General features: G+C 64.8%; 15 protein-coding genes. 3 read left to right on the forward strand and 12 right to left on the reverse strand.

Annotated features, from left to right (window positions below; genetic code table 11):
- Positions 1 to 29 precede the first annotated feature (29 nt).
- The 3 genes from ccsB to NX782_RS03035 are packed head-to-tail and all read right to left on the reverse strand — an operon-like array spanning position 30 to position 4,092.
- Positions 30 to 1,217 (reverse strand): c-type cytochrome biogenesis protein CcsB, encoded by a 1,188-nt coding sequence (ccsB, locus tag NX782_RS03025; RefSeq protein ID WP_258844016.1) that lies wholly within the window; start codon positions 1,215 to 1,217, stop codon positions 30 to 32.
- 27 nt (positions 1,218 to 1,244) lie between these two features.
- On the reverse strand, positions 1,245 to 3,380 hold the full coding sequence (locus tag NX782_RS03030) for a cytochrome c biogenesis protein ResB (protein WP_258844017.1): 2,136 nt from the start codon (positions 3,378 to 3,380) through the stop codon (positions 1,245 to 1,247).
- A gap of 28 nt (positions 3,381 to 3,408) precedes the next feature.
- Complete coding sequence (locus NX782_RS03035) at positions 3,409 to 4,092, reverse strand: c-type cytochrome (protein WP_258844018.1); 684 nt, start codon at positions 4,090 to 4,092, stop codon at positions 3,409 to 3,411.
- A gap of 169 nt (positions 4,093 to 4,261) precedes the next feature.
- Here NX782_RS03035 and yihA point away from each other — a divergent pair, with 169 nt between their 5' ends.
- Positions 4,262 to 4,966, forward strand: coding sequence for a ribosome biogenesis GTP-binding protein YihA/YsxC (gene yihA, locus NX782_RS03040; RefSeq protein WP_258844019.1), 705 nt, complete (start codon positions 4,262 to 4,264; stop codon positions 4,964 to 4,966).
- 20 nt (positions 4,967 to 4,986) lie between these two features.
- On the forward strand, positions 4,987 to 6,000 hold the full coding sequence (gene hemB / locus NX782_RS03045) for a porphobilinogen synthase (protein ID WP_258844020.1): 1,014 nt from the start codon (positions 4,987 to 4,989) through the stop codon (positions 5,998 to 6,000).
- A gap of 89 nt (positions 6,001 to 6,089) precedes the next feature.
- Here the strand turns inward: hemB and NX782_RS03050 are convergent, their stop codons facing one another.
- From NX782_RS03050 to NX782_RS03070, 5 genes are all read right to left on the reverse strand, one after another.
- Positions 6,090 to 6,965, reverse strand: coding sequence for a hypothetical protein (locus NX782_RS03050; RefSeq protein WP_258844021.1), 876 nt, complete (start codon positions 6,963 to 6,965; stop codon positions 6,090 to 6,092).
- A 259-nt stretch (positions 6,966 to 7,224) separates the two neighbouring features.
- Positions 7,225 to 10,356 carry an efflux RND transporter permease subunit gene (locus NX782_RS03055; RefSeq protein ID WP_258844022.1) on the reverse strand — a complete coding sequence of 1,044 codons (3,132 nt, stop codon included), beginning with the start codon at positions 10,354 to 10,356 and terminating at the stop codon, positions 7,225 to 7,227.
- The gene (locus NX782_RS03060) at positions 10,353 to 11,507 is read right to left on the reverse strand and encodes an efflux RND transporter periplasmic adaptor subunit (RefSeq protein ID WP_258844023.1); all 1,155 of its coding nucleotides are present in this window, start codon (positions 11,505 to 11,507) and stop codon (positions 10,353 to 10,355) included. The genes NX782_RS03055 and NX782_RS03060 overlap by 4 nt, the downstream gene beginning before the upstream one ends.
- A gap of 119 nt (positions 11,508 to 11,626) precedes the next feature.
- Positions 11,627 to 13,009, reverse strand: coding sequence for an ATP-binding protein (locus tag NX782_RS03065; RefSeq protein WP_258844024.1), 1,383 nt, complete (start codon positions 13,007 to 13,009; stop codon positions 11,627 to 11,629).
- A complete protein-coding gene (locus NX782_RS03070; protein ID WP_258844025.1) occupies positions 13,006 to 13,734 on the reverse strand; it encodes a response regulator in 729 nt (242 codons plus the stop codon). Before NX782_RS03070 ends, NX782_RS03065 begins: the two co-directional genes overlap by 4 nt.
- A 229-nt stretch (positions 13,735 to 13,963) precedes the next feature.
- On the opposite strand from NX782_RS03070, the gene NX782_RS03075 reads away from it, so the two are divergent.
- Positions 13,964 to 14,518 carry a Spy/CpxP family protein refolding chaperone gene (locus tag NX782_RS03075; protein WP_258844026.1) on the forward strand — a complete coding sequence of 185 codons (555 nt, stop codon included), beginning with the start codon at positions 13,964 to 13,966 and terminating at the stop codon, positions 14,516 to 14,518.
- Between the two features lie 46 nt (positions 14,519 to 14,564).
- On the opposite strand, the gene dsbD is transcribed toward NX782_RS03075, so the two are convergent.
- From dsbD to rpsD, 4 genes are all read right to left on the reverse strand, one after another.
- Positions 14,565 to 16,496 carry a protein-disulfide reductase DsbD gene (dsbD, locus tag NX782_RS03080; protein WP_258844027.1) on the reverse strand — a complete coding sequence of 644 codons (1,932 nt, stop codon included), beginning with the start codon at positions 16,494 to 16,496 and terminating at the stop codon, positions 14,565 to 14,567.
- Between the two features lie 111 nt (positions 16,497 to 16,607).
- On the reverse strand, positions 16,608 to 17,003 hold the full coding sequence (gene rplQ / locus NX782_RS03085) for a 50S ribosomal protein L17 (RefSeq protein WP_047826107.1): 396 nt from the start codon (positions 17,001 to 17,003) through the stop codon (positions 16,608 to 16,610).
- A gap of 121 nt (positions 17,004 to 17,124) precedes the next feature.
- Positions 17,125 to 18,102: a DNA-directed RNA polymerase subunit alpha gene (locus tag NX782_RS03090; RefSeq protein ID WP_036240374.1), complete on the reverse strand. Its 978-nt coding sequence runs from the start codon at positions 18,100 to 18,102 to the stop codon at positions 17,125 to 17,127.
- Between the two features lie 227 nt (positions 18,103 to 18,329).
- Positions 18,330 to 18,953, reverse strand: a complete 624-nt coding sequence (gene rpsD / locus NX782_RS03095; RefSeq protein WP_258844028.1) for a 30S ribosomal protein S4 — start codon at positions 18,951 to 18,953, stop codon at positions 18,330 to 18,332.
- Positions 18,954 to 19,040: the final 87 nt, after the last annotated feature.

Genomic DNA, 19,040 nt, shown 5'->3' on the forward strand with positions numbered 1-19,040 from the left:
TCTTACTCTTTGTAATCCAGCCGTCATCTTCAGAGTTTGCCGTAGGAATGCAGCCCCGACAGGAACATGTTCACGCCCAGGAAGGCGAAGGTGGTGACCAGCAGGCCGATCAGCGCCCACCAGGCGGCGGCGCGGCCGCGCAGGCCGGACATCAGGCGCATGTGCAGCCAGGCCGCGTAGTTCAGCCAGACGATCAGGGCCCAGGTTTCCTTCGGGTCCCACGACCAGTAACCGCCCCAGGCCTCGGCCGCCCACAGTGCGCCGAGGATGGTCGCGACCGTGAAGAAGGCAAAGCCGACCGAGATCGACTTGTACATCACGTCGTCCAGCACTTCCAGCGATGGCAGGCGGTCGGCGAGGATGCCGTGCGACTTCAGCAGGTAGGCGCTGCCGACCATGGCCGCCAGCGCGAAAGTGCCGTAGCCGATGAAGTTGGCCGGCACGTGGATCTTCATCCACCAGCTCTGCAGGGCCGGCACCAGCGGCTGGATCTCGGCGGCGTCGCGCGCCACCGTGTACCACAGCAGGAAGCCGACCGCGGCCGAGATCACCAGCAGCACGAAGGCCCCCAGTTGACGGGTGCCGTAACGCTGTTCGTAGTACAGGTAGAACAGGGCCGTGATCATCGAGAACAGGATGAAGACTTCGTACAGGTTCGAGACCGGGATGTGGCCGACGTCGGCGCCGATCAGGTAGGACTCGTACCAGCGCACCATCATGCCGGTGAAGCCCAGCACCACGGCGGCCCAGCACAGCTTGGAGCCGACGGCGCCGCCGAACGGCGACCTGGCCGCCAGACCGATCCAGTAGAACACGGTCGAGAACACGAACAGCGCGCTCATCCAGAGGATCGCGGACTGGCTCGACAGCATGTACTTGAGGAAGAATTTCTGGTTGGCCGCCTCGAGCGAGCCGCCATACAGCGCGATGCCCCACAGCGACAGCACGGCGATCAGCGGCATCAGCCAGCGCACCGGTTTCCAGTGCCAGCCGAGCAGCGCGAAGGTGGGCGCGGCCAGCACCAGGATCGCCTGTTCGTAGATGTCCATGAAGCTGCCGTAGCGCTGCAGCGCGAACAGGCTTGCGGCCAGCAGGCCGGCGCCGAACAGCCAGTCGATGGCGGTCAGGCGCTTGAAGAAGCCCGGCGGCTGCGTATAGGCTGCGCGCGCTGCCGCTGCCTGCGAAGAATTGCCTGGGGTTTGCGTTGCTTGAGACATAGGTTCTCTCTCTCTTGGATAGCAGGCCTAGCTTACGCCGATTTGCGTGGATTGCGGAAGCCTGGTCTTCAAATCGGCGAACTCGCGTTCGAAGTCGAGCGTCTTGCGCTGGGTGCTCATCGCCATCATCGCGTGTGCTTCGCCGTCCCGCTCCTTGACCCAGACCCAGATGCGGCGTTCGCGGATATAAAACATCGCGAAGATGCCCAATACCAGCAGCAAACAGCCCAGATAGACCACCTTCTTGCCCGGCGACCGCGTGACCTGCAGCACCGATGCCTTGACTTCAGTGAACTCTTCGAGCGACAGGTAGACCGGTGCGCCATAGAAGAAACTGTCCGACAGCGCATTCGTCGCCAGTTGCAGGAAGCGGCCGTGGGCTTCGCTGGCCTCGACCGGCGGCTCGCCCGCGCGCGCATGCGCGGCCTGCCACAGCTCCCACATGGCGCCGTTGAGCATCTTCATGAAGACATTCGCCGCCTTTTCCTGCTCGGCCGGCGGAATGCGCTCGAGGAATTGCGAGACCGCCAGATAGCCGCCGCTTTTGCCGCCGCTGCCTTCGCCGGCGAAGATCGCCAGCGTCTTGCTCGCCGATTCCTGCAGCTGGCGCGCGAGGGTCGCGTCGGTCTTCGACGTCGGCATGGCGCGCTCGGCGTAGCGGCGCGCCGCTTCTTCGCGCAAACTTGGGTCGGCCAGCGCGGCGCGCAGGCGCATCCATTCGCGCACGCCGTGCTGGTCGTCGGCCGGAATGCGCAGGAAGCTGAACGGGTCGCCCGGATTGCTGCGCACGCCGGCCAGGTAGACCTCTGATCCTTCGAGCGTCACCGGCTGCATGTAGTTCATGAATTCGCGCGCCTGACCGGTCTTGTCGCGCAGCTTGTATTGCACGCTCGGACCGACGTTTTTCAGGTCCTTGTTGTTGGCGTTCTTGGCCGCCGAACCGGTGTGCTGGGACAGGGTGCGCGCCAGCTGCTGCTCGAGCGATTCGCCCTGCTTGACGTCGCGCGTGTCCTGGGCCGAGCCGTCTTTCGTGTTCTCGACGTTGAAGGCGCGGAAGCCCGACCACTCGACGGTGTAGGCTTCGTTGGCCTGTTTCAGGTCGGCGAGTTTCAGCTCGGTCGTGCTGCCGACTTCGCCGTCCATCGCGAAAGACTGGTCGGACGTGCCCGTCATCGGATAGGCGGTCAGCTTCAGCTTGCTGCCGCCGTCCTCGATGCCGGACTGGTAGATCGCCACGCCGCGGTAGATCAGCGGCTGGTTGACCTTGATGCTGGCCGGGAAGCTCTTGCCGGTTTCCGGGTCGTGGATCGTGACTTCGCTGGCGAACAGCTTGGGCATGCCGGTCGAGTAGAAGTCGACGATGAACTTGTTCAGGTGGATCGTGAACGGCAGCTCCTGGATCAGCACGCCGCTCGCCTGCGGCAGGACCGCGGTACTGCTGTTCTGCCCTTCCGGGATCATGGTGTTGCCGCGGAAGCTGGGGTTGCCCAGGCCGAGGCGGTGCTGCGGCGGAATCGCCGAGATCAGGCCGCTGCCCATGTAGGGCGTTTTGCCCATGAACCATTGTTGGAAGCGGATGGGCAGGTCGGAATCGAGCAGGCCGCCCAGCAGGATGATGACGATGGCCGAGTGCGCGAAGATGTAGCCGAACTTGTTGGCGGCGCCCTTCTTGGCCGCCACCAGCACGCCGTTCGGCTTGTCGACCAGTTTTACGCGGTAGCCGGCATCGCCGAGGCGCTGGGCGGTCTGGCTGGCCAGCGCCACCGCGCGGCCCTCCTGCGCCCATTCGGTCCGGTGGTGGAAGTTGCGCAGCGATTCCTCGCGCACGTTCTCGCGCCAGCTGCGCATGTCGCGCAGCATCTTGGGCGCATTGCGGGCGATGCACAGACTGGTGGAAACGATCAGGATCGCCAGGATCAGCAGGAACCACCAGGCGCTGTAGACCGTGTACAGGCCGAGTTTACGGAAGATCTCGAACCAGAACGGGCCGAACTGGTTGATATAGTCCGGCTCGGCCTTGTTCTGCTGCATGATGGTGCCGATGATGGCGGCGATTGCCAGCATCACCAGCAAGGCGATCGCGAAGCGCATCGACGACACCAGCTCGACCGCCTCGGCCAGTGCGCGGCGGCGCGTCTTCAGTTCAATTCCGGTGGTGCTCATCGATTCCTGCGGGCGCAAAGGCCCGATTTTACTTCAGGCCGGCAATATAGTCGGCAACGGCTTTCATTTCCTCGTCCGACATGCGCTTGGCCAGCGTGCCCATCTGCGGGCTGTTGTTGCGCGCATTGGTCTTGAACGCTTGCAGCTGGGCGAAGGTGTAGTCCTGGTGCTGGCCGGCCAGACGCGGGTACTGGGCCGGGATGCCCGAACCGGTGGCGCCGTGGCAGCTGGCGCAGGCGGCCACGCCGCGGTCGGCGATGCCGCCACGGTAGATCTTGCGGCCCAGTTCGACCGTGTCCTTGTTTTTCGCCGCGCCCTGCTTCGGCTGCTGGGTGCTCAGGTAAGCCGCGATATTGGTTTTTTCCTCTTCGCTCAGCATCTTGGCGTAGGTCGTCATCACCGGCTGCTGGCGGTTCGGGGTCGTGAAGTCGACCAGCTGCTTGTGGATGTAGGTGCCGACCTGGCCGGCGAGCTTGGGATTGGCGACGATGGTGGAATTGCCGCCGGCGCCGTGGCAGGAAGCGCAGGCCGGCAGGCCGCGTGCGTTGTCGCCGGTGTCGTACAGGGAACCGCCCTTGGCAGGATCGGCTTTCGGAGCCGCGGCACCGTGGGCCGCATCGGCTGCGGAGGCGCTACCGGCAAACGCCAGGCTCGCCAGCAGCAAGGACTTTACGATTGCCGCGCCTGCGGCCGGGAAAAACACACGATTCATTCAAGCACCCTGAGAAAGTAGAAATATTCTTGCAGTTACAGTGCAGCGGCCATGCTCGTGTCCTGCCGAAGGACTTCGCCGACGACAGGTAACTCCCTATTGTACAATAGCTTTGTTTCCGAACTGCCTCTTTTGTTGTCTTTTTCGCTCCAACCCACCTGACCCGCCCATGTCCAAACTCTGGCAAGCCCGCTTCTTCTCGACCGTCAACCAGCTGCGCGATCTGCCGCGCACGCAGGTGCCGGAAATTGCCTTCGCCGGACGCTCCAACGCGGGCAAGTCGACGGCGATCAATATCCTGACCAACCAGAAGGGCCTGGCCTTCGCATCCAAGACGCCGGGCCGTACCCAGCACATCAATTACTTCTCGATCGGCGGCGCCCACGTGGCCATGCACCGCAAGGACCCGACCAATGTCGACGAGATCCGCGCCCTGCTGGTCGACCTGCCGGGCTACGGCTATGCGGAAGTGTCGGGCGACGCCAAGCTGCACTGGCAGCGGCTGCTGGGCGACTACGTGCAGCGCCGCGACCAGCTGGTGGCCCTGGTCCTGATCATGGATTCGCGCCGTCCGTTCACCGAGCTCGACATCCAGATGCTGGAATGGTTCGCCCCGACCGGCAAGCCGATCCACTGCATCCTGACCAAGGTCGACAAGCTGAACCGCAATGAAGCCACCAACGCCCTGCGCCAGGCGCAGCAGGTGCTGGACAGCTACGTCGACGAAGAAGGGAACGGCTTCCCGTTCACGGTGCAGCTGTTCTCGGCGCTCAAGCGCGTGGGCATCGACGAAGCCAACGACAAGATCATCGAACTGCTGGGCCTCGAGGACGCCGACGACGAAGACGACGCCCCTGAAGACGCCCCGCTCTGAACCTTCACAAGGAACAAGACATGCCGATCATCACGCCCTCCCAGTACCCCGCCGTGCGCATGCGCCGCATGCGCCGCGACCCGTTCTCGCGCGCCCTGATGCGCGAAAACACCGTCACCGCGTCCGACCTGATCTACCCGGTGTTCATCCTCGACGGCCAGAACCAGCGCCAGCAAGTGGCCTCGATGCCGGGCGTGGAGCGCGTCTCGGTCGATCTGCTGCTGAAGGTGGCGGAGGAATGCGTGGCGCTGGGCATTCCGGCGCTGGCGCTGTTCCCGGTGGTCGACCAGTCGCTGAAGACCTATGACGGCGAGGAAGCGGCCAACCCGGACGGCCTGGTGCCGCGCGCGGTGGCCGAACTGAAGCGCCACTTCCCGCAGCTGGGCATCATGACCGACGTCGCGCTCGACCCGTACACGACCCACGGTCAGGATGGCATCCCGGACGAGAACGGCTACATCGTCAACGAACGCACGATCGAGATGCTGACCCGCCAGGCGCTGACCCAGGCCGATGCCGGCGTCGACATCGTCGCCCCCTCGGACATGATGGACGGCCGCATCGGCGCGATCCGCATGGCGCTCGAAGAACGCAAGCTGATCCACACCCGCATCATGGCCTACTCGGCCAAGTACGCCTCGGGCTACTACGGCCCCTTCCGCGAGGCGGTCGGCTCCAGCGCCAACCTCGGCAAGGCCGACAAGAACACCTACCAGATGGACCCGGCCAACAGCGACGAAGCCCTGCGCGAAGTGGCGCTCGATATCGCCGAAGGCGCCGACATGGTGATGGTCAAGCCCGGCATGCCCTACCTGGACGTGGTGCGCCGCGTGAAAGACGAGTTCAAGGTGCCGACCTTCGCCTACCAGGTCAGCGGCGAGTACGCGATGCTGCAGGCGGCCTTCCAGAACGGCTGGCTGGACCCAGACAAGATCGTCCTGGAAACCATGATGTCCTTCAAGCGCGCCGGCGCCGATGGCGTGCTGACCTATTTCGCGCTGGACGTGGCGCGCAGGCTGAAGGCGATGGCCTGATTCAGAAATTTTAAGCATAAAAAAACCGCATTTTCATGCGGTTTTTTTTCAACTACGTCGTCCCCGCGCAGGCGGGGACCCAAGTTACCTTATTTCGGCGGCTTGTAATCCGGGAACATTTCCTTGTACAGGAAGTTGGTCAGTTCCTGCTCGTCCTGCGGCCGCGCCGACAGGGTTACGACCTTGTTCAGGCGGTGCGAATCCCATTCGAAGTCGCCGGTCTTTTCCTTGCGGATCAGCTCGATCATCTTCTTGACGATGGCCGTCTCGATGTCCGGATAGCTGCCGCGCTCCACCGACACCGCGGTCAGCCAGCGCCGCTTGAAGTTCGGGTTCCAGCCGCGGAATTTCACGTCGGCGCGGCTGAAGGTCTTGTTGGTGACGCTGAACACGCCGCCGGTCTCGTTCGGGTCCTGGCCGCCGCGGCCGTTGATGGCGGCGATGTTGGCCATGGCGTTGCGCATGCCGCGCTGGGCGTCGCTTTCCTCGGCCGGCTGCTCGCTGCGCGCACCGCGCGCCTGGCGGCGCTTCTCGATGTAGGCCGCCATGTCGGTTTCGTCCGGCTGCAGCTTGGTTTCTTCCTTCGGCTGCGGCTTTGCTTGCTCGACCGGCTTTTCGTTCGGCAGCGTGATCGTGTCCGGCAGGCGCGGGATCTGGATCGGCGGCGGCGGCCGGAATTTCGGTTGCGGCAGCGCGGTGCTGGCGGTCTGCTTGGGCGCCGGCTCGGCGGCTTGCGGCGTCGGCTTGCTCGGTTTCACGGGCGGCATCCAGACGATGGCTTGCCCTTCCTTGGGCGGCGCGTGGTGTTCGGTCTTCGGCTGGAACAGGAACAGCGCCACCAGCAGCAGGTGCAGACCGATCGTGACGGCCAGGCCGGTGCCGTTCGGCTTGCGCTCTCCGTAAGTCACCACATTGCGTCCGGGCAGCGGCTGGCCGCAATGTGCGCAGACATCGCTGTCTTCCATATGGGTATGGGAATGGTCACGCAAGATGGTTGTACAACTTTCCGCGAAGTAGCAAAGAATGGTCCGAGGGCCGCAGTCTAACCTGTTTTAGGTGACACGCCCACGTTTGTTGGACCTTCGCTAACAGCTTACAAGCTGACGGAATTGATGGTTGTTACAGAATGTATCCGTGACGCGACAACGGATGGTCGGTCGATGGGGGCGTGGGCACAGGGTGCCCACCCTACTGTAGGGTGGGCTCCCCGAGCCCACGTACGAATCAAGCCGCTTTCGTCAAAACGACCTTCGGCGCCTCATGCGCATGCGGTGCCTCCAGCGCCGCCAGATGCTCGTCCGTCATCGGTCCCTTGCCGCTGTACTTGTCGAGGTACAGGTAGATCACCGGGGTGATGTACAGCGTGATGACCTGCGAGAAGATCAGGCCGCCGCACACCGCCAGGCCCAGCGGCTGGCGCAGTTCGGCGCCGGCGCCCAGGCCGAGGGCGATCGGCAGTGCGCCCATCAGGGCGGCCAGGGTCGTCATCATGATCGGACGGAAGCGCAGGATACAGGCTTCGCGGATCGCCTTTTCCGGAGTCATGCCCTGGTTGCGCTGCGCATCGAGGGCGAAGTCGATCATCATGATCGCGTTCTTCTTGACGATACCGATCAGCATCAGGATACCGATCATGGCGATCATCGTCAGGTCCATGTTGAACAGGCGCAGGGTCAGCAGCGCACCCACGGCCGCCGACGGCAGGCCGGCCAGGATCGTGATCGGGTGGATGAAGCTCTCGTACAGCACGCCCAGCAGCACGTAGATCACGCCGACGGCCGCGATGATCAGGATCAGCTGGCTCGACTGCGAGTCCTGGAACACCGCCGCGTCACCGCCGTATTTCGTGATGATCGACGCCGGCAGCTTCATGTCGCGGCCCATCTGCTCGATCGCTTCGGTGGCATCACCCAGCGGTGCGTCCGGCGCCAGGTTGAACGACAGCGTGATCGCCTGCAGCTGGCCCTGGTGGTTGACCGCGATCGGACCGACCGTGCGCTTGATCACGGCCAGGCTGGACAGCTGCACCAGCTGGCCGGTCTTGCTGCGCACCGACAGGCGCGACAGCGCGTCCTCGAACTGGCGGTCTTCGTTGGCCGTTTCCAGGATCACGTAGTAGCTGGCCGCGGTCGAGTAGATGGTCGACACCTGGCGCTCGCCGAAGGCCGCGTACAGCGCGGTGCGCACGTCGCCCAGCTGCACGCCCAGCAGGTTGGCTTTATCGCGGTCGATGTCGAGGGTCGCCTGCAGGCCCTTCTCCTGGGTGTCGCTGGTGACGTCGCGGAACATCGGGTTGTTGCGCATGCGTTCCTGGAAGGCGTTGGCCCACTGGCCGATGTCCGCGCCCGACACGCTCTGCAGCGTGTACTGGTAGCGGCTCTTGCTCTGGCGGCCGCCCAGCTGCAGGTTCTGCACCGGCGACATGTAGACGTTGATACCGGCGATCTTGCGGGTGCTCTTGCGCAGGCGCTCCATCACTTGCGGCATCTTGTCGCGCTGGTCGCGCGGCTTGAGCACCACGAACATGCGGCCGTTGTTGCCGCCGCCCGAGAAGGCGGTGGTGTCCTGCACCGCCGGGTCGGCCTGGATGGTGGCCGCCACGCGGGCATGCAGTTCCTGCATCGCGCTGGACGAGATGTCTTCGGCGGCTTCGGTGCTCACGCGCAGCTGGCCGATGTCTTCTTCCGGGAAGAAGCCTTTCGGGATGGTCGTGTACAGCAGCACGGTCAGCGCGAAGGTGCCGAAGGCGATCAAGAGCACCACGAAGCGGAACTTGAGCGCCAGGTCGAGCGTCTTCTCGTAGCCGTTGCGGACCTTGGTGAAGGCGCGCTCGAAGTGGCGGCCGATGAAGCTCTTCTCTTCGGTGTGGTCGTGACCGTGCTCCGGCAGCAGGCGCGAAGCCAGCATCGGCACCAGGGTCAGCGACACTACCGCCGACACCAGGATCGCCAGGCCGACGATCACTGCGAATTCGTGGAACAGCAGGCCGATCACGCCCGGCATGAAGAAGATCGGGATGAACACCGCGATCAGCGACACCGAGATCGAGATGATCGTGAAGCCCATCTCGGCGGCGCCGTCGAGCGAGGCGCGCAGCGGCTTCTTGCCCATCTCGATGTGGCGCACGATGTTCTCCAGCACCACGATCGCATCGTCGACCACCAGGCCCACCGCCAGCGTGATGCCGAGCAGCGAGATGTTGTCGAGGCTGTAGCCGAACGCATACAGCAGGCTCAGCGCGCCCAGCAGCGAGATCGGCATCGTGACCGCCGGGATGAAGGTCGCCGACAGGCGGTGCAGGAACAGGAAGATCACCAGCACCACCAGCGCCACGGTCAGCGCCAGCGTGAAGTTCACGTCGTGCAGCGCTTCGCGGATCGAAACCGAGCGGTCGTTGACCAGGTTGATCTTGATCGAGCTCGGCAGCTGCGACTGGAAGCGCGGCAGCAGGTTGCGCACGTGGTCGACCACGGCGACGGTGTTGGCGTCCGGCTGGCGCTGCACCAGCAGCACGATCGCGCGCTCGCCGTTGTAGGCGCCGTAGGCCTTGGTCGACTGGTAGCTGTCCTCGACGGTGGCGACGTCCTTCAGGCGCACCGGCTGGCCGTCGCGCGAGGCGACGATCAGCTCGGCGAAGTCGGCCGCCTTCATCATCTGCGGCGGGCCCTGGATGGTCAGCGTCTGCTGCGGACCGTCCAGCACGCCGAGCGCGGCGTTCGAGTTGGCGGTGCGCAGCGAAGCGGCCAGCTCGTCCATCGTCAGGTTACGCGCGTTCATCAGGTCGGTCTTGGCGCGCACGCGCACCGCGAACTTCTTGCCGCCGTTGACCTGCACCTGGGCCACGCCCGGCAGGGTCGAGATCGCCGGCGACACCAGGTTTTCGGCGTAGTCGTTCAGCTCCGACAGGTTCATCGACGGCGAGGTCATGGTCATGAACAGCACCGGCGCGTCGGCCGGGTTGACCTTGCGGTAGGACGGCAGGTCCGTCATTTCCTGCGGCAGCTGGCGCTGGGCCGCCAGCAGCGCGGCCTGGACGTCGACCGCCGCCTTGTTGACGTCGATCGAGGTGTCGAATTCCAGCGTCAGCGACGTATTGCCCTGGGTGCTGGTCGAGGTGATCAGGTTGATGCCGGCAATGGTCGAGAACTGCTTCTCGAGCGGCAGCGCCACCGACGAGGCCATGATCTCCGGGCTCGCGCCCGACAGGTTGGCGTTGACGTTGATGACCGGGGTGTTATAGCTGGGCAGCGCCGCGACCGGGATGTGCATGTAGGCCAGCACGCCGACCAGGATCAAGCTGATCGACAGCAGCACGACCATGATCGGCCGGCGGATGCAGATTTCCGAAATGCTCATGCGGAACCGCCTTTTTTGCCGCCCTTATCGACCTCGGAAGCCAGGCGCACCTTGCCGCCCGGACGCACGTTCTGCTTGCCTTCGGTGATGATCTGCTCGTCGCCGCTCAGGCCGCTGACGGCGGCGTCGAGGCCGGCGCCGTACAGGCGCTGCACCGGCACCTGCTTGGCCGAATGGTCCTTGTCGAGCACATAGACGAAGGTGCCCTGGGCGTTGGTGATGATCGCGTTCTGCGGCACCACGACGGCGTCCTTGATGGTCTGCACGGTCACTTTCGTGCCGACGTACTGGCCCGGCCACAGCGTGGTGTCGCGGTTGTCGAATTCGGCCTTGACGCGGATGGTGCCTGCGGCCGGGTCGACGGTGTTGTCGATGAAGCTCAGGGTGCCGGTGACCGGCTTCATGCCGGCGCCCGGGGTGGCTTCGACGGCGATCTTGCCGCTTCGTTGCGCCGCCAGCAGCGCCGGCAGGCTCGATTCCGGCAGCGTGAACGCGATCGTGATCGGATCCAGCTGGGTGATCGTGGTGAGGGAAGTGGAAGGCTGCACCAGGCTGCCCGGGTAGACGGCGATGCCGCCGACGCGGCCGGACATCGGCGCGCGGATCGAGGTATAGCTGGTCGTCACGCCGGCGGCGCGCACCGCGGCGATGTCCGACTGCAGCGTCGCTCGCGCCTGGTCGACCTGGGCCTTCAGGGTGTCGACCGCGCTCTGGGCGATGAATTTCTGGGCGAACAGGTCCTGGCTGCGCTTGTACTGGCGTTCGAGGTCGGCCAGCTGGGCGCGGTCGCGCTCGACCTGGGCCTGGGCCTTGTCGAGGTTGGCGCGGTCGGCGCGGTCGTCGAGCGAGAACAGCAGTTCGCCGGCCTTCACGAACTGGCCTTCCTTGATATGGACCTGGCGGATGGTGGCGGTGGTCTGCGGATGCAGGTCCACGGTGCGGATCGGCGTCACGGTACCGTTGGCCTGCTGCACCACCGGCACGTCGCGGCGCTGCGGCGCCACCACGTTGACGACTGCGGGCGGCTGGCCGCCCTTCCCTTTGGCGCCCGGGCCGCCGGCGCCGGCAGCTTCCTTGTCCTGGCTGCAGCCGGTGGCACCGGCGATGATGAGGACGGCGGCCACGATGGGTCCGAGATGATTCTTTTTCATTCCACTCCCTGTGCCGCCTTGGACGGCGGCTTCGTTTTTATAGTTTCGATGAGGAAGACGTGCTGCCGGTCGGCATACGGTCTCCGCGCAGATTTTCGCACATTGGGATGACAGCGGCCTTACTTCCCTGGGTAATACTCCGGCAGCATGAGGGTGGCTTCGAGACCGCCTTCCGGATGGTTCGCCAGCGTGATGCTGCCGCCATGCTGCTCGGCGATGTTGCGGGCGATCGTCAGGCCCAGCCCGGTGCCGCCCGATTCGCGCGAGCGCGAAGTCTCGACGCGGTAGAAGGGGTCGAACACGCGCGCCAGTTCCGCCTGCGGGATACCGGGGCCGGCATCGCGGATGCGGATGCGGGCGGCGCCGTTGATGCGGTCGACGCTGACCTTGGCCGACTGGCCGTACTTGACCGCGTTGTCGATCAGGTTGACCAGGCAGCGGCGCAGGTCCATCGGACGCCCCAGCATCGCCATGTTGGCGCTGCCGGTCAGGCTCACGCGCTGGCTGGCGTCGGCGGCGTCGGCGCACACCGAATCCAGCAGCGAATCGAGGTCCATCATCTGCATGGTCTCGGTGGTGTCCATGCTGCGCGCCAGGTCCAGGCCTTCGCGCACCATCGCCTGCATCGCCGACAGGTCGCCGATCAGGCGCTGCTGCAGTTCCGGCTCGCTCACCTTTTCCAGGCGCAGGCGCATGCGCGTCAGCGGCGTCTGCAGGTCGTGCGTGATCGCGGCCAGCATCTGGGTGCGCTGGAAGATGTACTGGCGGATCCGGGCCTGCATCGCATTGAAGGCGGCGCTGGCCTGGCGGATCTCGTCGGCGCCGGTCAGGTCCAGCGGCGGGTGGTTGATGTCGTTACCAAGGTCTTTCGCGGCCTGGGCCAGCTGCTTGAGCGGTCGGATCGTCATGCGCGCGACCACATAGGCCAGGAAGGCGATGCTGACCAGGAACAGCACGATGGTGCCGGTGTAGTCGGTGCGCTCCGGCGAGGTGGCCGAGCGCGGCGGCAGCACGGACAGCATCAGCGGGGTGCCGTCGCGCAGGCGCACCATGATGCTTTCGCAGGTGCCGCGCCATTTCATGCGCAGCAGGCCGAACACCACCGGCTGCTCGCGCGCCAGTGCGCAGGCGGCCGGACGCGCCGCCAGCGACTGCAACCGGTAAGCGGCATTCGCGGGCGACTTGTTCATGCGCGCCGCCAGCGCCTGCGTGAATTCGGTCGGCGCCGGCGCCAGGGCCGGCTGGCCGGCCGGCAGCGCTTCGAGGCGCATGCCGGGACGGTTCGCCACCTGCAGGTAGGCGCTGCGCGCGGACTCGGGAACGATCTCGGTGGCCATGATCAGCTGTTCGGCGCGGTCGAGGTTGTGCAGGTCGCGGAACTCGTCGATCACGCGCTGGCGCTCGGCGTCGGCCAGCAGCTGGGTCAGCGCGGCGGTAAGGAGAATACCCAGCAGCAGGGTAACGAACACGCGGCCCGTCATCGAGCCGAGGAATGCCTTCACGCGTTCGGCTCCACACTCACCTGGCCGGCCAGCACGTAGCCGCCGTTACGGACTGTCTTGATGATCTGCGGCATGCGCGCGTCCTCGCCCAGCTTCTGGCGCAGGCGGCTGATCTGGATGTCGATCGAACGGTCGAAAGGATCGGCGTCGCGGCCCTGGGTCAGGTTCAGCAGCTGGTCGCGGTTCAGCACGCGGTTCGGGTGCTCGAGGAACACGCGCAGCAGGCGGAACTCGGCGCCCGACAGCATGATGACCACACCCTGCGGATTGACCAGGTGGCGCGCGGTCAGGTCCAGGGTCCAGCCGGAGAATTTCATTTGCTGCACGCTCTCGGCCTGGGAGTTTGGCGGCATCGCGTGGCTGCGGCGCAGCACGCTGCGGATGCGCGCCAGCAGCTCGCGCGGCTCGAAGGGCTTGGGCAGGTAGTCGTCGGCGCCCATCTCGAGGCCGAGGATGCGGTCGAGCGGCTCGTTGCGGGCCGTGAGCATGATCACCGGCAGGGTCGAGCTCGCACGCAGCTTGCGGCACAGGGTCAGGCCGTCGTCGCCGGGCAGGTTCAGGTCGAGCACGATCAGATCGGGACGCGCTTCGTCGAGCGTCTTCCACATCGCCGTGCCGTCGGCGGCGGCCAGCGCGCGGTAGCCATTCGCTTCCAGGTAATCGGCCAGTAGCGAACGAATATCGCGGTCGTCGTCGACGATCAGAATGGTAGAGGGCGTATCCATTCCACCATTATCCCGACTTACCCGCCCCCTGAACAGTCACTTTGTATCGCCATGTGTATACGTGGCGTGAGGAAACAAATTGATACAAAGGGCGCGACAGCGGACACGCTGCACTTACACTTTTCACCGATGATGGACTCACCGTGCAGCGAGATGCTTGCTGAAGTCCACCGATGGATGCACGGTGCCGTGGCAGCCGCCACACCAACCTGACTAGGAATATCAAGAGATGAACACCTTACGCAAAACCCTCCTCACCGGTCTGGCCGCGCTGTCCCTGGGCGGCGCGATGCTGGGCGCCCAGGCGCAGAGCCAGACCCCGACGCCGGACAATCATCCGAAGGCGCACCTGAGCAAGGAAGAACGCCAGGCCAAGCACGCCGAGTTTGCCGCCAAGCGGGCCCAGAAGCGCGCCGAACGCGTGGCCAGGCTGCATGACGAGCTGAAGATCACCCCGGCCCAGGAAAACGCCTGGAACGCCTTCGTGGCCTCGATGAAGCCGGCACAGCGCGTCGGCCACCAGCGCGGCGATCGCGCCGCCATGGCCAGCCTGACGGCCCCGGAACGTGCGCAGAAGATGATCGAGCGCCAGAAAGCCCGCACGGTCTTCATGGAGCAACGCCTCAGCGCGCTGAACAGCTTCTATTCGGTGCTGTCGCCGGAGCAGAAGAAGGTCTTCGATGAGAAAGCGGCACGCATGCAGTCGCGTTTTGGCCGCCATGGCGGCGGCCATGGTGACTGGCAGCGTGGCGGCCAGCAGCGTGGCGACACCGCGCGCGGCTGATCCTCGTTTCGCATGATGGTCAAAGGGGCGCCGCGGCGTCCCTTTTTTACTGCAGCCTGCCCAGCGAAGCCAGGAATTTGGCGCTGTCCTGGTAGCCGATCACGCGGCTGTCCGGGATTTCGCGGCCGCTGCGATCGAACAGGATGATCCCCGGCGGCCCGAACAGGCCGAAACGCTTCAGCATCGCGCGGTCGGCGGCGTCGTTGGCGGTCACATCCACCTGCAGCAGCACTGTGTCGGCCAGCTTTGCCTTGACGGCCGGGTCCACGAAAGTCAGCTTTTCCATCTCCTTGCAGGACACGCACCAGTCGGCATAGAAGTCGAGCATGGCGGTTTTACCGTTGGTCGCGGCCAGCGCCTGGTCGAGCTGCTCGACGGTTTTAATGCGCGTAAACGCCAGCGGCTGGGCTGCCGGGCCGCCGGTGAAGCGCGCCAGCGGTGCCAGCGGGTCGCGCGCGCCGCTGGCGACGCCCACCAGCTGGGTCGCACCCAGCACGGCCAGGCCTGCGCCGAGGGCCATGCCGGCCCAGTGGCGCTTCACGCCCTGCCCTCCTCTGAGCAGGTAAAAGCCGTAGCCCAGCAGCAGCGCCGCCCACAGCAGCATCTGCGCCAGGCCCGGCAACACCGGCGCCACCATCCACAGTGCCATCGCCAGCATCAGCACGCCGAAGAAGCGCTTCACGGATTCCATCCACATGCCCGCCTTCGGCAGCAGCGAACCGGCCGAGACGCCGACCAGCAGCAGCGGGATGCTCATGCCGATCGCCATCGCGAACAGCGCGGCACCGCCGATCAGCACGTCGCGGGTCTGGCTGATGTAGACCAGGGCGCCGGCCAGCGGCGCGGCCACGCACGGGCCGACGATCAAGGCCGAGATCGCACCCATCACGAACACGCCGGCCAGCTTGCCGGAGGCCTGGCGCCCGGAGGCATCGGCCAGGCGGGTCTGCAGCGCGGCCGGGACCTGCAGCTGGAACACGCCGAACATCGACAGCGACATCGCCGCGATCAAGAGGGCGAAAGCACCCAGCACCCACGGGTTCTGCAGCGCCGCAGCGAGACCCTCGCCGAGCAGGCCGGCAGCCACGCCCAGCAGCGTGTAGACGATCGCCATGCCGAGCGAATACGCCAGCGACAGCACGAAGCCGCGCGCACGGCCGATCTCCCTGCCTTCGCCGACGATGATGGACGAAAGGATCGGCACCATCGGCAGCACGCAGGGCGTGAAGGCCAGGCCCAGGCCGAGCAGGATGAAGGCGGGGACGATGGCGAGCAGGCGGCCGCCCTGCAGCAGGGTCGCGATGCCGGAGAGTTCGGATGGGGCGGCGGCGGGTGTCTGCGGCTGTGGCGTTTGTGCGGTTTGTGCCGTCTGTGTTGCCTGTGCCGTCTGTGCGGGCTGCGTTGCTGCTTCACCGGCGGATGAAGCGCCGGTGCTGGCTTTCGACGGCGGCGGCTGCCCGGGCAGCGTGAACGAAGGCGCGCCCTCGGCGGCCGGCGACGCGCCCAGCGCACCCGTGCCGGACTGGTTCGGCGGCAGGCTCATTTGCGGCTGCCCTGCCCCACCACCGTTCCCGGCCACCAGGCGCACGCTGGCATCCTGTGGCGGATAGCACAGACCTTTATCGGCGCAGCCCTGGCCGGTGACGTTCAGCGTGAACGGTCCATTGCCCTGCACCGGGATGCGAATGACGACGCTGTGGTGGTAGGTTTCGACGTCCTTGTTGAAGGTCTCGTCGAATTTGATCTTGCCCGCCGGGATCTGCGCTTCGCCCAGCTGCACGCCGGCGGCGCTGAATTTGAAACGCTCGCGGTACATGTAGTAGCCGTCGGCGATCGCATAGCTGACCTCGGCCGTCTGCGGATCAAGCATGCGCGCGGACAGCTTGAATGCCTGCTCGGGCGGCAGGAAATCGTCGTCGGCGTGGGCGGGTGCGAGCAGGACGAGGCTGGCGATCAGGGAAAGCAGGAATCTGAACATGGGCAGAAGTGTTGGTTTGGCGCAGCAGCATGGTACACCGGGCTTACGCGCCATGCACGGGCGAAAAAAAACCAGGCACGAGGCCTGGTTTTTTCATGCAGAGACTGACGATTACTCGGCGGTCGGTGCGTTTTCGTCGACGCCGACTTCCGGACGGTCGGTCAGCTCGACGTAGGCCATCGGTGCATTGTCGCCAACGCGGAAGCCCATCTTCAGGATACGGGTGTAGCCGCCGTTGCGGTTCGCGAAGCGCGGGCCGATGTCAGCGAACAGCTTCTGGACGATCTCACGGTCGCGCAGGCGGGCGAATGCCAGACGCTTGTTTGCCAGGGTGTCTTTCTTGCCCAGGGTGATGATCGGCTCGACGACTTTGCGCAGTTCCTTAGCTTTCGGAACGGTGGTCTTGATCGCTTCGTGACGCAGCAGCGAAACGGTCATGTTGCGCAGCATGGCCAGGCGGTGGGACGAAGTACGGTTCAGCTTACGGAGGCCGTGACGGTGACGCATGGTAAATCCTTTCGAGTTTTATATTCCAGTTCTTCGATCGCTCAAGCGATTTGCAGGAGCGCGGACCGGTTCAAAGTTTGAATGAACGCCCGCGCCGAATTGCGCGGGCGGGTACTGCAAATTACTTCTCCAGACCAGCCGGCGGCCAGTTCTCGAGTTTCATGCCGAGGGTCAGACCGCGGGAAGCCAGGACTTCCTTGATCTCGTTCAGCGACTTGCGGCCCAGGTTCGGGGTCTTCAGCAGTTCGTTTTCCGAACGCTGGATCAGGTCGCCGATGTAGTAGATGTTCTCGGCCTTCAGGCAGTTTGCCGAACGGACGGTCAGTTCCAGGTCGTCCACCGGACGCAGCAGGATCGGATCGACCAGCGGTGCACGCGACGGTGCTTCGGCAGCGGCTTCGGTGCCTTCCAGGGCGGCAAACACGTTCAGCTGGTCAACCAGCACGCGGGCCGACTGGCGGATCGCCTCTTCCGGGGTGATGACGCCGTTGGTTTCGATGTTGATGATCAGCTTGTCCAGGTCGGTACGCTGTTCGACACGGGCCGATTCCACGGCGTAGGACACGCGGCGCACCGGCGAGAACGACGCGTCCAGGATGATGCGGCCGATGGTCTTGTTGGTGTCTTCCGACAGACGACGGACGTTACCCGGCACATAGCCACGGCCTTTCTCGACCTTGATCTGCATGTCGAGCTTGCCGCCGGCGGTCAGGTGAGCGATCACGTGTTCCGGGTTGATCAGTTCCACGTCATGCGGCAGGTCGATGTCGGATGCCAGGACCGGGCCTTCGCCTTCCTTCTTCAGGGTCAGCGTGACGGAATCACGGTTGTGCACCTTGAACACGACGCCTTTCAGGTTCAGCAGCAGGTCGACCACGTCTTCCTGCACGCCGTCCAGGGACGAGTACTCGTGCACGACGCCGGCGATCGTCACTTCGGTCGGCGCGTAGCCGATCATCGACGACAGCAGAACGCGACGCAGCGCGTTGCCCAGCGTATGGCCATAACCACGTTCGAACGGCTCCATCACGACTTTTGCGTGGCCGGCGCCGAGCGTTTCGACATCGATGATACGTGGTTTCAACAGACTATTTTGCATGAAAGGTCCTTTATCAATACCCTCGGCTCGTTACACCGATAAGGCTGATGGCTTCAGTGAAAACGCCTGCTTCTTTGAGCAGGCGGTATTGCGAATTCGGTTTTGGCCGTCACTCCCGCGGAAGCGGGAGTCCATGCTGAGGTGAACAACTTCGAACACTCAGCATGGATCCCCGCTTTCGCGGGGACGACGACAAGGGACGGCATGCGCCGTCCCGAGGGCGTCGATTAACGCGAGTACAGTTCGACGATCAGTGCTTCGTTGACGTCGGCAGCGATCTCGTTACGCTCCGGGAAGGCGCGCAGGGTGCCTTCCATCTTCTTGGCGTCGACCGAGACCCAGCTCGGCATGCCGACTTGTTCAGCCAGCGACAGCGCTTCGACGATACGGGTCTGCTTCTTGGCCTTTTCGCGGACAGCGACGACGTCGCCGGTCTTGACCTGGTAGGAAGCGATGTTCACGACCTGGCCGTTCACGGTAAAGGCTTTGTGGCTGACCAGCTGGCGCGCTTCGGCGCGGGTCGAGCCGAAGCCCATACGGTAAGCGACGTTGTCCAGGCGCGATTCCAGCAGCTTCAGCAGGGTTTCGCCGGTGTTGCCCTTGCGGCGCGATGCTTCTGCGAAGTAGCGGCGGAACTGACGCTCCAGGATGCCGTACATGCGCTTGACCTTCTGCTTTTCACGCAGCTGGTTGCCGTAGTCCGAGGTACGAGCGCCCGACTTGACGCCGTGCTGGCCCGGCTTGACGTCCAGTTTGCACTTGGAGTCGAGCGAGCGGCGTGCGCTCTTCAGGAACAGGTCGGTGCCTTCACGGCGCGACAGTTTTGCTTTTGGTCCGATATAACGTGCCACGTTAAACTTCCTTTATTTGAGTGATGACGCCCCGGATGCGCTACGCAGGGATGCGTTCGCAACAGGCGCTAGTCCAGTTCTGCATGA

Origin of the sequence: Massilia norwichensis (genome assembly GCF_024753245.1) — a bacterium.
Taxonomy (GTDB): domain Bacteria; phylum Pseudomonadota; class Gammaproteobacteria; order Burkholderiales; family Burkholderiaceae_D; genus Telluria; species Telluria norwichensis.

Excerpts from the sequence above, each read along its gene's own strand:
- ccsB (WP_258844016.1), bottom strand. The coding sequence starts at position 1,217 with ATGTCTCAAGCAACGCAAACCCCAGGCAATTCTTCGCAGGCAGCGGCA.
- NX782_RS03030 (WP_258844017.1), bottom strand. The coding sequence starts at position 3,380 with ATGAGCACCACCGGAATTGAACTGAAGACGCGCCGCCGCGCACTGGCC.
- NX782_RS03035 (WP_258844018.1), bottom strand. The coding sequence starts at position 4,092 with ATGAATCGTGTGTTTTTCCCGGCCGCAGGCGCGGCAATCGTAAAGTCC.
- yihA (WP_258844019.1), top strand. The coding sequence starts at position 4,262 with ATGTCCAAACTCTGGCAAGCCCGCTTCTTCTCGACCGTCAACCAGCTG.
- hemB (WP_258844020.1), top strand. The coding sequence starts at position 4,987 with ATGCCGATCATCACGCCCTCCCAGTACCCCGCCGTGCGCATGCGCCGC.
- NX782_RS03050 (WP_258844021.1), bottom strand. The coding sequence starts at position 6,965 with ATGGAAGACAGCGATGTCTGCGCACATTGCGGCCAGCCGCTGCCCGGA.
- NX782_RS03055 (WP_258844022.1), bottom strand. The coding sequence starts at position 10,356 with ATGAGCATTTCGGAAATCTGCATCCGCCGGCCGATCATGGTCGTGCTG.
- NX782_RS03060 (WP_258844023.1), bottom strand. The coding sequence starts at position 11,507 with ATGAAAAAGAATCATCTCGGACCCATCGTGGCCGCCGTCCTCATCATC.
- NX782_RS03070 (WP_258844025.1), bottom strand. The coding sequence starts at position 13,734 with ATGGATACGCCCTCTACCATTCTGATCGTCGACGACGACCGCGATATT.
- NX782_RS03075 (WP_258844026.1), top strand. The coding sequence starts at position 13,964 with ATGAACACCTTACGCAAAACCCTCCTCACCGGTCTGGCCGCGCTGTCC.
- dsbD (WP_258844027.1), bottom strand. The coding sequence starts at position 16,496 with ATGTTCAGATTCCTGCTTTCCCTGATCGCCAGCCTCGTCCTGCTCGCA.
- rplQ (WP_047826107.1), bottom strand. The coding sequence starts at position 17,003 with ATGCGTCACCGTCACGGCCTCCGTAAGCTGAACCGTACTTCGTCCCAC.
- NX782_RS03090 (WP_036240374.1), bottom strand. The coding sequence starts at position 18,102 with ATGCAAAATAGTCTGTTGAAACCACGTATCATCGATGTCGAAACGCTC.